The following is a 14,596-nucleotide window of genomic DNA, read 5'->3' as shown; positions in this document are numbered from 1 at the left end:
ATTTTAAAAGTTTATGTTATAGAGGTAACAATGAATACACGCAGGCAATTTCTAAAAAAAGCCGGAAGAGGTGCCGTTCTGGGCACTCTTGGTTTTTCTTTGGGCTGCTCGGCAAACGCAAAACCGATCGCCAATAACGCTGATAAGCAGAAATCGAAAACGCCCAATGTTCTGTTCTTTCTGCTTGACCAGCTCGCGGCGGGGATATGCAGTTACGACGGCGGCCCTGTTCCCACTCCGAATATTGACCGTCTGGCGAAGGAGGGTGTTGTCTTTACGCAGGCAACCTGCCCTACGCCCTATTGCTCGCCTACCCGAATGTCAGCGATAACCAGCCTTTATCCCCACCAGCACGGTATCACACTTAACGTTGGCTGGAACCAGAAAGGAATCACTCTAAACGATGTTACCACCGAGAAGATTCTCTGGCAGAAAGGCTACAAAACGCACCACTACGGCAAATGGCACCTCGAAGGCGATGACATGCCCTACTACACCGACATGTACCGCCAGTTTCCTGAGCATCTTGACGCTATGCAGGACGTATTCGAAAAGGTAAGCAGGTCAGACCCGCAGGGCTATCAAAACTGGTACGGCATGTATTTTCCGGTTGATATATGGCCGCCATTTAAGGCCGCGGTGGATAAGATGGACCCTGAACTGTGGAAGGGAAAAGACTTTGCCCAGTTCACAACAAAAATGGGCCGTCTCAAACTGCCGGTTACACAGGAATTTGATGTCAGGGTGGCCGACCACGCGGTATCTACACTCAGGAGCGTATGTAACGGTGATCAGCCGTTTATGGTCACCTGCGGCATAAACGCGCCGCACGATCCCTATGTAGTAGCCTCGCCGTATTATGAGATGTTTGATCCACTCAAGATCAAACTGCCGGAAAACAGAGATACACTGGAAAAACGCTTCAAAAACGAATGGTCGCGGCGCAATATTGCCGATATTGATAAGCCGGGCATGAACAACCCGTCAATGCGGGAGTTTCTAAGGATATACTATGCACTGACAAAGCTGGCGGATGACCAGGTCGGGCGGATAATAAAAGTCCTCGAAGAAACCGGCGAGCTTGATAACACACTGGTAATTTTCGCCGCGGACCACGGAGACATGGCCGGCGGGCACGGCATGGCATGGAAGAGCACAACCGCTTTTTATGAAGAAGTTGTGAGGGTGCCGCTGATTATAAGGTATCCCAAGATGTTCAGGCCTAAAAATATCGATATGGCAGTTGACCACACGGATATTATGCCTACAATCCTGGATATCACGGGCGAAACGCTGCCGACTCATTGCCAGGGCCAGAGCCTGGTTGATTATATGACCGAAAAAAAAGACCCTGCAGAGGCCTATCCCTATAAGTTCTCTGAACGCATAGAAGGCAACCCATCGGCAGACCGCAAGGTGCTGCCCGAAACAAAAGGCTCATTTATGATACGCGGCAAGGGCTGGAAGTATATCCGCTATCCAGATGGCGGCGAATACATGTACAACCTCAAAGATGACCCCCTTGAGCTAAAAAATGTTGCAGATAACCCTGAGTTCAGCGATATAAAGGAAGAACTGCAAAATGAGCTGAAAAGCTGGTTAGAAAAGACAAACTGGCAAGGTCAGAGTATTGTTTAATTGAAAATTAAAAAGTGGTTAAATATAAATTCTCCAGAAAAATAAATATTTGCGAAAACAACATACAGTTGCTTTTGTGTTTCTTGATTTTTGCAACATGTCCTTTTGTGCATTCTCAGATACGTCTGCCCTCTGTTATCGGCAGTGGTATGGTTTTGCAGCAGAACGATTCCGCCGCGATATGGGGCTGGGATAAGCCGGGGCAGGAAGTTACCGTTACCCCCGGCTGGTCGAGAGAAAAGCATACCGCAAGCTGCGATAATAGCGGCAAATGGGAGTTGCGGTTCCAGACACCCTCTGCAGGCGGGCCGTATAAGATCGCCGTGAGAGGCAGCAGCGATATAATCCTCGAAGATGTACTCATCGGCGAAGTCTGGCTCTGCTCGGGCCAGTCCAACATGGAGATGACCGTGGGGGCAATAAATGTGTGGCAGCCGGGGGTTAACGACTGGCAGCGTGAGCTTTTAGACGCTGACTATCCCAAAATCCGGTTTTTTGAAGTCCCCCGCAATGCCGCCAAAGATAAACAGAACGACTGCCCGGGACAGTGGCAGGTTTGCAGCAGTGAAACAGCCAAATCCTTTACCGCGGCAGGGTTTTTCTTCGGCAGAAAACTTTACAAAGAGCTTGGCATACCTGTCGGGCTGATTAAGTCCTCCTACGGCGGCACTCCAAGCCAGAGCTGGACGGATATGGATTTCATGAGGTCTCACGAAGCCTTCAAATCCATTCTTGAACAATACGACGCGGCATGTAACCGCTACCCCCAGGCTCTGGAAGAATGGAAAGAAAGAGTCAAAGAATGGGAGAAGAAAGTAGAAAAGGCCAGAGAAGACGGCAAAGAAGCGCCGCCCAAACCATGGGAACCGATGGGCCCGGGTAATCCCCGAGGGCCGGCTTCCCTGTTTAACGGCATGATACACCCTTTGATTTCCTATACATTGCAGGGAGTAATATGGTATCAGGGAGAGGCTAACGCCAGAGAGGCACTTGAGTACAGAAGCATATTCCCTGCTATGATTGAGAACTGGCGGCAGGCATGGAACAAGCCGGATATGCCGTTTTACTATGTGCAGATTGCCCCCTGGACGTATCCGGAGCCTTATATAGGCGCGGAACTGCGGGAGGCTCAGCTGCTGACACTGTCTCTGCCCAATACCGGTATGGTTGTAACCACTGACCTTGTTGATGATATTGAAAATATTCACCCCCCTGACAAGAAACCCGTCGGCGAAAGGCTTGCACTTTGGGCTTTGGCTAAGGTGTACGGCAAAAAGAATGTTGTATATTCAGGGCCGCTATACAAATCGATGAAGATCGAGAAAGAGGCTATAAGAATATTTTTTGACCATACAGACGGCGGCCTGAAAGCCAAAGGCGGCAAACTGACCGACTTTGAGATTGCAGGAGAAGATAATGAGTTTGTCCCTGCCCAGGCGGTTATCGAAGACAGTACTGTTATTGTCAGAAACGATGCAGTCAAAGAACCTAAGAATGTACGTTTCGGCTGGTCAAACACCGCCCGTCCAAATCTGTTTAACAAGGCCGGACTGCCCGCAAGTACATTCAGGACTTACGATCTTCCACTGACAACAGAGAATAAATAAAAACAGTATTTTTTATGAATAACGCAAAGACAAACAGACGTGATTTTCTGGCTTCCATGTCGTTCTCCGTCGCCGCACTGGCCGCGGGAAATACCACAGTATTAGCACGAAATAATGCAGCACAAACGGCGACAAACCAAACGCAGAACGGCAGCACTGACAAGAAGCCAAACATAATTATTATATTCAGCGATCAGATGCGGAGTTTTTCCCTGGGTTGTTATGGCAACAGGTTCGTGAAAACGCCTAATATTGACAGGCTGGCAGAGAGCGGCCTGCGATTTGAAACCGCCGTTTCAAACAGCCCTACATGTGTTCCCGGAAGGTCAAATCTGCTCTCGGGCCAGTACTGCCGCACCTGCGTAGGAGCACGAGCAAATGAGATGACCAAAGGGCTTGGCTCAGATGGGCTCTACGGAAGGAATGACCGCCTGAAATTTCCCGATATCACACTTGCCGAAGTCTTAAAGAAAAGCGGCTACAAGACCGCAGAGGTTGGTAAATGGCACATTGACACAAAGCCGACGCTCTTAGGTTTTGATGAAGTTCTCACAGAAGGCCGCAAATCGGAAATGGGCGGCAAATACCTCAATCAGTACGCCGACCTGGAAAGTGTTAAGAGTTATGTAAAAGAAAACAAAAACGAGCCGTTCTTTCTTTACTATAATATTCTTTCTCCGCATATGCCGATTTTTCATGATGTGCCCGAAAAATACACTCAGATGTACAAACCTGAAAAGGTGCCGCTTCGCAAAAATGTATTAAAGGACGGCCGGATAGCGTATGACCGGAGATGGTTTGGAATTTACACCGGCGGCCTGCCAAGATACAGAAAATCGGGCAATGATGATTTACCGCCCGACTTTTCGCTTCGCGAGCTGACAGCACTGTATTACGGGGCTGTTACATGGGTTGACGATCTCATCGGAGAGCTGATGAGCACGCTAAAAGCCGAGGGGGTTGAAGATAATACAATTATTCTTTTCGCCGCGGACCATGGAGACTTATTAGGCAGTCACCATTTATGGAACAAGGCCCGCCTATACGACGAGGCCGTACGGATTCCAATGATATTCAGATGGCCGGCAGTCATAAAAAAGGCATCGGTCAACAAAAAACAGGTCGCCTCACTGGTGGATGTGATGCCTACGCTGCTTTCGCTCTGCGGTGAGAAAATCCCCGAGACCGTCCAGGGGCAGAACCTCGCGCCTTTGCTTCGCGGTGAGACAGACTCTCTGGAGCAGGATTACGCTTTCATTGAGACACCATACCGCGAGGCCGGAATACGAACCCCAAAACACCTTTATGGGGCTTTGGTATCCGAAGATGACACTGCCATTATGGAAGACGAATACTTGTTTTTTGATATGGAAAAAGACCCGTATCAGACAAACAATCTGGCTAAAACAGCCGGAAAAAGCGCCATAGCAAAAAATCTAAGACAAAAGCTCCTTGAATGGGACAAAAATACGCCCAGACTCAAGGGCGATCACTACAAGCCCTGGGTTTAATCATTTTTATATCAGGAAAAACTATGAGTAAAATTACTGCTGTCAGAGTAAGTGTATCTATGCTTGTCATTTCCGCAATGCTTTCCGGCTGCGGCAGTCAAAGGCATAACGAACAAAAGCCGTTTAATTATGTTGTCGGCACACAGACAATTGGAGCTAATTACCAGTTTACCGACCAGCCCGTTCTGATTGAAACCGCACAAAGAATTCTTGATATGGGCTCAAATATCATTAAATTTTCTCTTGAGCATCCAAGGGGCAGTGAACTTTCTCTGACCGAACTTGTGAAACATGACCAGAATTACTCCAGAGTTTTTGATATGCCGTTTGACTTTTATTTTCTGTGGGCTTATGTCTCATCTCCTAAGATCAATTTCAAAGACGGTCTCTCAGAGGAAGAGAAGGCTGCGATGTACGATAATTTCTATGATTTGAGCGCATACCTGCTGCGGGAATACAATAAAACCGGCAAGAGTTTTTATTTTGGCCACTGGGAAGGCGACTGGTCTTTGATAGATCCGCCTTACAGCCCCAAAATAGACCCCAGTGACACAGCGGTTGAGGGAATGATTGACTGGCTAAACATAAAACAGAAAGCCGTTGAAGATGCCCAGAGAGATATACCGCACGAAAATGTCTATATCTACACATACACTGAAGTCAACATGGTTCAAAAGGCTGTCAAAGGCGGCAAGACACTTACAAACAACGTCCTGCCGCATTCAAACGTGGATTACGTATCATTTTCATGCTATGATTCGCTCTATCCGTTTCATGATGCGTCTCTCTCAATGGACGAGCGCAAAACCAAGATGAAGAAGCTGCTTCTGGAGGCGATGGATTATATAGAAAGCAAACTTCCGGCAAAAGACGTTCCCGGCAGGCGGGTTTTCATCGGCGAATACGGATTTGCCCTTGAACATGTCAAACAGCCGCAGATTCAGGACCAGTTCGCAAGGACAGTGATTAAGGCCGCTCTCAAATGGGGCTGTCCGTTTGTTCTTTACTGGGAGATGTACTGCAACACAATAGACCACCCAAGCTCTGACTATTTAGGTTACGGTTTCTGGATGATAGACAACAAGGGAGTGAAACAGCCGGTTTATTTTACGCACGAGAATCTGTTGAAACGCGGCAGAGAGTTTGTAAAATCATACAGAGCAGAACACGCACGAAACCCGTCCGGCAGCGAGTATCGAAAGGTGTTATTGGACTGGCTAAATAAAAACGAAAAATGATTGAAAGGCAAACAGTGACATTAAAAATTTACACACATAATTTGATGACTTTAACCCTGGTCTTTCTTCTTTGGCAAATTGGTTATAGTTTCGCCGAAGAAACCTATCCTCCGTTTAATTATGTTCTCGGCACCCAGACTTTTCAGCCGAAATATCAGTTCACCGAAGAAACACGCCTTGTCGAGACGGCTATGCAGATCGAAGAAATGGGTTCAAATATATTAAAGATTCTGATAGATTCAGATTATTCAGATCATTACATGCTGCCGCAAAATACGGACATAAATTCATTTACATCGCTTCTTGACAAGGAGCCTTCATACAGGAAAGTCTTGCGGATGCCTTTTGATTACTACTTTTTCTGGGCACACTGCTCTCCGATTGAAGATGGAGAGTGGAAACCGCATTACGACTGGGCGCAGGGCTACAGTGAAAGCCAGCGTATTGATGAATATCAGCAGATTTACGACCTGACATGCTATCTGCTGACAGAGTTTGACAATTCCGGCAAGACATTTTTCCTGGGTCACTGGGAAGGCGACTGGGCGATAATGGGAGAGCCGTACAGCCGCGACAGGGAAATCAGCCAAAAGGCCTTTGACGGAATGATTGAGAGAATGAACACCCGCCAGCTTGCAGTTGATAACGCAAAGCGTGATACGCCGCATAAAAATGTCGATGTGTTTCATTACATGGAAACGGTATTAGTTGAAGATGCGATAAAAAAAGGCAAAAAGACACTCACCAACAGTGTGCTGCCGTATGTAAATGTTGATCTTGTCTCTTTTTCATGCTACAGCTCTCTGGGCAGTTTCTGGGAAGGTAATCTGACCATGGAAAAAAGAAAGGAAACAATGAAAACTTCTTTGCTCAAGGCTCTTGATTTTATCGAGAAGCACATGCCGCCAACAGACAAAAAATACCCATGGGATAAAAGGGTTTTCATCGGCGAGTACGGCTTTCGTCGTTTTCACAGAGGCTCCCAGAAAATATCTATTACTGCACAGCAGCAGGCAGAGTTTACCCGAACGGCTTCTGCTGCGGCACTGTCGTGGGGCTGTCCGTTTGCGCTTTACTGGCAGATGTATGACAATGAATCAGAAGAGGGCGGCGCAAATCCAAGCGGACTGGCACTTATTGATAAAGATAATCAAAAACAGCCGGCATATTTAGTGCATAAGAACTTCTATCGACGGGCAAATGATTTTATAGACCGCTGCCGCAGCGATTTCAGGAGAAACCCAACACAGGCAGAATTCAGAGAAGAAGCCCTCAAATGGCTGCTGTCTGAGTAAGGCCGTGTCTGCCGAACTACGTAGATGCCAGACTCATCTGCCTGCGTGATTCATAAGTAAACTGACTTGTGCTCTTACCGCCGGCTGTAAGCGGGATGCCGCTGCTTTCATGAATCTGAAGCTGGGCGGGCAGCATCCCCTTTACGGGCGAGCTTACCAAACCGTTAAGTTCCATCAGCAGCAGATGAGCGGCTTCATAACCAACCTGTTCGCTTTTCTGCAGAACGCTGGTCAGAGGCGTATGCAGATTGCGGCAGAGAGGATGATCCCCAAAACCTACAACATGCACATCACGGCCGATTTTAAGATTCAGTTTGTCAGCGGCCTGATAGATTCCCACAACTTCAAAACCTGTGGGACAGAAAATGCTAAAGCGGCTGCTGTCAGATTTGCTAAGAAAATTATAAGCTATTTTAGTGGAAGCATCTATATCTCTTTGAGCGTCATCGGAAAAACAATTATCTATAGTGGGATCCTTAATTATATACGATTCTACATCTATGAAGTGATACTCTCTCATAGCGCAAGCCCAGCCTTCATATCGAGCTTTTGACGAGCTGTAAGGCCTAAGGCCAAAGCAATATACCGGCTGTCCGTGGCGGGTAAGCAGATGTTTAGTCGCCTGAAACGCCCCGCCCTTGTGATCAAGTGTCACAGAACTTACGGGTATGTTTTCAAGAAATCTGTCAACGAAAACAATTTTTTTGCCAGAAGCCAGAACGTCTTTTACCGCTTTGTAGTACTCGGGCTTCTCATCGGGCAAAACAATGATACCCTCAACGTTGGGTATCGTGTGAGAGAGCATATGGACATAACTCTCATCCGAGTTCATGGCTTCCTGAATAATGAACTCAACCCCTTTTTCCAGGGTGAATTTTAATATCCCCTCTGTAATTTCCAAAGACAGCGAGTCATTATTGGGTCTTATGAACATTATTGTGTGCTCATGCTGCATTGTGCGTAATACTACAGGCCCCTTGCCCCTGCCGGGCTGACGGCGGAGATATCCGGCTTCACCCAAACGCTCAAGAGCCATGTTTATGGTCTGGTAATCAACGTTCCACCTTTTGACCATCTCTGAAATAGAAGGAAGGTGGGAGCCAACCGGAATCTTGCCGCCCTTGATCTGCTCTTTAAGATGATTCTGAATCTGCTTGTATAGAGGCTGGGTTTTGCCCCTGCCGCGGTCAAGCTTCATTGATAAATCTAATTTGTCGAAATCCACTGTCTTTTTCATATGTATTTTGCTGTCTCAAATAAGGATAAGGTGTTGATCTAATCTTTAATATTTTTATTTCACACAATAACTTACAGCTCTTAATTATATGACTATTTGGGTAAAATGCAATAAAATAATGTTCATATTGCAAATAATACCCGAATTATTCACCAGTAACTGAAGCTGCAAGCCAATATTGAGACAAAATTTCAAAATCGTGGAAATCGACATTTCCGCTGCCGTTGATATCGCCCGGCAAATAATCCCGCGGCCCGCTTATCCAGTTTTGGGCCAATATCTGGAAATCCGCTATATCAACGGCACAGTTCCCGTCAAAATCCGCAGTATAACTTCCCGGCTCTGACAGCCGACACCAGAAACGTTTCAAACTGGGCAGATACCTGGATTTCGCGGCATCGGTTACGCCGTAGCTGTACTGCCAGTCAATGTAATTCGAGCTGCGGTTACTGTATCGTCTGCGAATCGCGTTCATGCAGCCCCTGCTATCATTTAAAAACTCCTGCCAGAGGGCAAATCTTGATTCTGATTCGAGACGCTGCTCAACTGCCGTAAGATCTTCAGGGTCAACATTTTCCGGCTCTACAAGTAGGACATTCTCGCAGAGATACCTTGCAAACTGAGCATCTGTTATCAAATCTCTGAATTCAGACCCGTTCATTATCAGCTCAATGGCCTGCCATCTGGTTATCGTCGAGTCATCTATCTGGTCAAGCATATCAGAAAACTGAGCGGTTGTTTCATCGTTTGTGTGCAGCAGAGCTATGAAAAGATTTCGCAGAAATTCGCGGCTGCCGATGGCGATTTTTGAAGCGTCAGAATTGACAATATAAGACATCAAGCCGGAAACGCTGATCCGATCAAACTGGTTCATGAGAGATTCCAGGCATGACTCATAGGGGTTCCTATTCAGATATATATTGTATATTTCCTTTTGGGCGTTGATTTTAGAAAGTATCTGCTGATGCAGATCGTATTGTTCCGTATTTGACCCGTCCGGCCCGACAAAATAAAAGTCAAATCTCGGCTCGGTTGCATATATCGACCAGTACAGTATAAACGGACAGCCCCAGTTAGAGGCAGCCTTTATAGCAAGTACGTTTTCACTGACAGTGCCGGTGCCGTATTCACCAATAAAAACAGCCTTTTCAAACGGCCAGCAACCTGTAAAGTTTGCGTTTGATTCGATATAATCAAGGTGCGTATAAAGACGCTCTGGCATCTCGCTGATAAAATGCGTCGCATTACGCGCCGAATATGATACCGCATCAACAGTTATATAGGGCAGAACAGTATTTACCAGACGGTAAGCACCCTCTCCGACAACACCGTCAATAGCGGATTGAACTTTATTCATTTCAACATAATGATATACGTTTACGCCCTGTATCTGCGGGAGGGAATTCCTGGCATCCTTTACCGCCGCCTGCCTGTTGGCAAACCACAGTTTCATCGTTTCAATCATCTCCGGACGCGGCTCAACCGTATCATCATAACCCTCAAGCAGGTGCCAGTCCCCCTCCCAGTTGCCCAGCATGAAAGAACGGTTGGTATTCTGATATTCCAGCAGCAGGTATATGGTCAGGTCGTAGAGCTCCTGATATTCCGCCTGGGCCTCCTCTTGGGAATACCCGTCATGAAGGTTTAAACCGGAAACAGGATAAGCCCATATCAAGGTATATCGAAAAGGCATATCAAGTACTCTCTGCCAGACAGGGACATTCTGAACCCTTGTCAGCAGACTTGTTACCTCGGCGGTGTCGGCGGTCTGCGGCTCTGCTGTGCCATCTTCATAATTCTCATTTTTATCAGGTTTCAACTGAAATTTATATATTTCACACCCCATCTCAAGTGCGATCTCCGCCTGCTGCTCGACCCAGGCCTTATCCGGATCAACCTTGTACCAGGCATTGAATCCCTGGGATGCGACTCTGGTATTGTGAACATCGTAACCTGCCCAGAAAGACCAGACTTCTCCTTTTGTCAGCCCACCGTTATGGTCGATTTCATCAACACGCCAGAAATACTCTGATCCCTTTTGCAGTGCTCCCGGAGAAAATTCCCGTGCCGGCTCATCAATGTTTCCTTTAAAGGTAATAAGGCAATCGTTCTCTGCTTCGCTTACTGTATCATAACAGGTTCCAAAATAGATTTTGTGTGTTACGGCATCTTCTCCGCTCTGCCATGAAATCTTTGTATTCGGATCGTTTATCAGCGATTCGCCTAAAAGTCCGTTATCCGGCGGGAAAAGCTCCTTCGCCTGTCTTCGGGAAGGCAAAGTAGTAAAACTCCAGACATCACCCCTGTGCACCTCTCCGGCGGTGTCAATCTGATCAACACGCCAGTAGTAGCCGCTACGGAAATCAAGCGGCCCGGTTTCAAAACTGCTGCTGTCCAATCTGCCCTGCCAACAAGGTGAATCTGTCTCTGCAATATTTACTTCTTCGTACGATGCCCCCAGGTACAGATCATGCCCGGCTTCCTGGCGGGTATTATCACCAGAGAGCCAAGCCAGGTTGGCGCTGCCCTCTGTAACATCAACACAGCCGCCGTCTGCCGGCGAAGGATCCCACGCCGTATTAACATCCTCAATCGCGGCGGTAAGTACGGTTGATGTGCCGGTATATTCGATTTTAAATGCCGCTTTGGGGTGGCTTACCCAGTTATAACGGGTTGAACCCGAGCCGTAAGCTGTTATATTACCGGAATCTATCAGAGCCTGAAGCTGTCCGGTTCGGTCTGCTGTACTGTTGATTATCAGCTTACCGTTTTCTATGTTTATATGTCCGAACCGGGTCTCGCCCGTATTCCAGAGCAATGCCCCCGCTTCCAATGTGCCGCGGGCCAGATTGATAAAGCCGTCCGCGACGCTTTGATGACAAAAAACCAGAGAACCGGAAACACTTACTTTACCGCCGGTTATATTAACAGACGTTACGCCGGCATACGGCACATACATGTGCGTGCCGACAAGCATCTCTCCGCCGCTGACGTTCAGCTGGCATTCGTATGCTGCGCCGACACCGATATAGGCAAGGCTCTCAATAGCAAGTACGCCGCCGATAACATCAAGCCGCCCGCCTGTGCCGTACTGCGAGAGCTTCAGTACCGCGCATCTGGAATCGGTATTTGCATCTGTTATAACAGGATACTTAAACTCACCCGAGGCTCGATGGTCTATGAATACCGGATCAGCAGAACCCGGCACGCCTTCAGTCGCCCAGTTACCCGCTGTATCCCAGTTGTCATCTTCATAACCCCACCAGATTTTGTTTTCTGCAAATACCGCAATGCAGGAGGCAGTTGTAAAGAACAATAGCAGACAAATAGCTGGAGCCGATAAAATGAGGGAATTTATATTTCTTTTAGCCATAATATACCGATAGTATCTAAATAGTTGAGTGCGATTACAGGTTGGTTAGTTGAGCCAGTCCTGTGCTAATACAGAAAAATCAAGCAGGTTGATTTTATCGTCTTCATTGATATCGAAGTTACTAATGTCATCGGGACAGCATTGCCGGCTCAGCCATGAATCAGCTATGATTTTAAAATCCCCGCCATTTACCACGCCGTCGTAATTAAGATCAGATTTGGCCAGAACCTCTATATCAATGGACAACTGCTCGCCAAACCACAAAACGCCTTCCCGCAGCATTTGCCAGTGGGCGGTGTAAACTCCGCTTTGCTGGGGAGCGGCTATTTGCAGCTCAAATATAACAGGTCTGCCTCTGAATATCTCGGCATAAACACCTATCTCATCTGAATTATCATCAATCAGATAACGATTGCTGCCGAATAATACTTCAGACGGTTCGGTTATTTTTTGCCCTAATTTGTAGTTATTGGCCGCTGTCCATGAAAAATCTCCGCTGTTCTGGACAATAATGTTAGCTGTCAGCATCTCCCCTGCCCGAATTTTATCAGGTATGTTGTGCCAGAGTATCCGCGCATTGTAATTGTCTGTATCATTGAAAATCCCGGCACCGGCAGCAGTGGTTTTTATGTATTCATAAGGGTCATTACTTTCGGACCAGATATCATTTTCCGAACCGGGCGTATAATACCTTCCATCAAAAAGATCGGGAGAATTTACACAATCAGCCGCGTAAATACCCGAGCCCTCGTCATACTCATTCCAGCTTTCGATATATACTCTGCTTATTGCCGAATCGGCATTGACCAGATTCCAGGCATTTTTATAATGCGTTCCGCCGCTGCGGGCCAGCCAGTAACCCGGCTCGCGAATATTCTGGTCCCAGTATCCGCCTTTAACCTGAACGGTTCTGATACCATTATAATCGGTTGTGTCGAAATACGCATGCTGCTGGAACTGGACTACCTGCTCATCTTCAAAACTCAAAGCGCAGCCGTCTGTTCCAACCATGTAGATCCCGCTGCTGAATATCGCGTGCTCAGCTGCAAATTCCGCAGAGAGTCTCTGTGCCAAATCCTGTCTCGTTAAAGAAGCCGTATTTACCGTGCTCAAATGAACATGCCAGGTATCAAGCACAACTCTCCCGTCAATTCGGGCTATGTAGTCATCTGCGTACGCATCCTCATTAACAGAATAATACTGATTGAAAAAACGAATATACTGTGCGGCAAACTCATCCTTGCCGGCAGTTGTTGCCAGATTGGGATAGGGCCTCGCTGCCCCGTCCCAGGTTATGAGAGGATCGAGGAACGGAGCGACTTTCGGCACATCATATCCTTCTTTTCGCAATTCATTGAGTGCCTGAAAAAGATTTATTCTATTTTGATCATGCCATGAATGCTCCATTATCAAATGAACGTAGAGAACATCAATATTGGCCGCCATCATCTGCTTAATCTGACTTTTCCACCAGAGTACATCTCCCGTCCAGTTTTCCCTGCCTTCCAGCGGCAGCCATGGCCCGCTGACCTGGCCGCCGCTTGATGAATACCAGCTGAAAACACTTGTGCTTACAATATTGCTGTTCAGATCATAGCCAAATGCAGAAGTATATAATCCATCCTCAATTAAACTATTTGTTGTAAAACTCCAAACATTCCCTTTTACAATACCGGATGAGGTGATCTGGTCAACTCGCCAGTAATAAGTTGTGTTCGCCTTGAGCTGCGGGCATGGAATGTAACCTGTATCGGTTTGATTAGATTTAAATTCAGGCTCGGCTCTGCCTGCTTGATTAACATCATCGAAGCTAGCGCCCAGATAAATATCATGGCCGTCTGCCAGTAGAGTATTCTCTCCCGGCGACCATGTCAGAATTACATTTTCACCTGTTGTGTCCACAGAGCCGCCGTCTGCCGGAGAGGGATTCCACGCCTTATTAACATCCTCAATCGCGGCGGTAAGTATAGTCGATGTGCCCTTATATTCGATTTCAAATGCCGCTCTGGGGTGGCTTATCCAGTCGTAGCGGGTGGTGCCGCTTCCGTAGGCGGTTATATCGCCGGAATCTATCAGGGCCTGAAGCTGAGCGGTGTAGTCAGCTGCGCTGTTTATTTTCAGCGCGCCTTCTTCAATGTTAATATGGCCAAAACGGGCGATTCCGGCAGGCCAGCTCAGTGCGGCCGCTTCTATCGTACCGCCTAAGAGATTGATAAAACCATCAGCTATGGTCTGATTCATCATTGACAAAGAGCCGCCGATGGACACATTGCCGCCGGTCATGGTGACGGTTGTCTCTCCTCCATACGGGACAAACATATTATTGGCTACAATCAATTCACCGCAGCTGATGTTGAGTTCGCAGGCAAATGATGCGCCTATTCCGATATACGCCAGATTCCCCACAGAGAGCTTTCCGCCCGTAATGTCAAGCCGCCCGCCGCTGCCGTACTGCGATAATTTCAGCACAGCACACTTGGCGTCAGCGTTTAGGTCTGTTAAAACGGGATAAGTATATGTTCCTGCGGGGCGATGGTCTATAAAGACCTGATCAGCCAAAGTCGGCGAACCTTCAGCCGCCCAGTTACCCGCTGCATCCCAGTTGTCATCTTCATAACCCCACCAAACCTTGTTTTCGGATAGTGCGGCAAAACAAAAAACTACCTTTAAAAGAAATATCAAAAGGCGCATTATTAC

At 47.3% G+C, this 14,596-nt stretch carries 8 protein-coding genes; 5 read left to right on the top strand and 3 right to left on the bottom strand.

The genetic code is table 11. From position 1 onward, the window contains the following. Window positions 1-30: 30 nt before the first annotated feature. The 5 genes from SMSP2_RS06750 (at window position 31) to SMSP2_RS06730 (ending at window position 7,289) form a co-directional block, all read left to right on the top strand. Window positions 31-1,638, top strand: coding sequence for a sulfatase family protein (locus tag SMSP2_RS06750; protein WP_146683225.1), 1,608 nt, complete (start codon window positions 31-33; stop codon window positions 1,636-1,638). Window positions 1,639-1,745: 107 nt separating this feature from the next. After that, window positions 1,746-3,245 (top strand): sialate O-acetylesterase, encoded by a 1,500-nt coding sequence (locus SMSP2_RS06745; RefSeq protein WP_146683224.1) that lies wholly within the window; start codon window positions 1,746-1,748, stop codon window positions 3,243-3,245. 14 nt (window positions 3,246-3,259) lie between these two features. Beyond that, complete coding sequence (locus SMSP2_RS06740; protein ID WP_146683223.1) at window positions 3,260-4,756, top strand: sulfatase family protein; 1,497 nt, start codon at window positions 3,260-3,262, stop codon at window positions 4,754-4,756. Window positions 4,757-4,779: 23 nt separating this feature from the next. Continuing rightward, a complete protein-coding gene (locus SMSP2_RS06735; RefSeq protein WP_146683222.1) occupies window positions 4,780-5,994 on the top strand; it encodes a hypothetical protein in 1,215 nt (404 codons plus the stop codon). Window positions 5,995-6,008: 14 nt separating this feature from the next. Further along, entirely contained in the window at window positions 6,009-7,289 is a 1,281-nt protein-coding gene (locus SMSP2_RS06730) for a hypothetical protein (RefSeq protein WP_146683221.1), read from the top strand. Window positions 7,290-7,305: 16 nt separating this feature from the next. Here SMSP2_RS06730 and SMSP2_RS06725 read toward each other — a convergent pair whose 3' ends face one another. The 3 genes from SMSP2_RS06725 to SMSP2_RS06715 form a co-directional block, all read right to left on the bottom strand. Continuing rightward, window positions 7,306-8,526, bottom strand: a complete 1,221-nt coding sequence (locus SMSP2_RS06725) for a GntR family transcriptional regulator (RefSeq protein ID WP_146683220.1) — start codon at window positions 8,524-8,526, stop codon at window positions 7,306-7,308. Window positions 8,527-8,671: 145 nt separating this feature from the next. After that, window positions 8,672-11,899 (bottom strand): hypothetical protein, encoded by a 3,228-nt coding sequence (locus tag SMSP2_RS06720; RefSeq protein WP_146683219.1) that lies wholly within the window; start codon window positions 11,897-11,899, stop codon window positions 8,672-8,674. 45 nt (window positions 11,900-11,944) lie between these two features. After that, window positions 11,945-14,581 (bottom strand): dockerin type I domain-containing protein, encoded by a 2,637-nt coding sequence (locus SMSP2_RS06715; RefSeq protein ID WP_186804904.1) that lies wholly within the window; start codon window positions 14,579-14,581, stop codon window positions 11,945-11,947. Window positions 14,582-14,596: the final 15 nt, after the last annotated feature.

Source organism: Limihaloglobus sulfuriphilus, from assembly GCF_001999965.1.
In the GTDB taxonomy this organism is placed as follows: Bacteria; Planctomycetota; Phycisphaerae; order Sedimentisphaerales; family Sedimentisphaeraceae; genus Limihaloglobus; species Limihaloglobus sulfuriphilus.
Note: the sequence above shows the minus strand (reverse complement) of the source record. Positions and strands in the feature narration are given on the sequence as shown.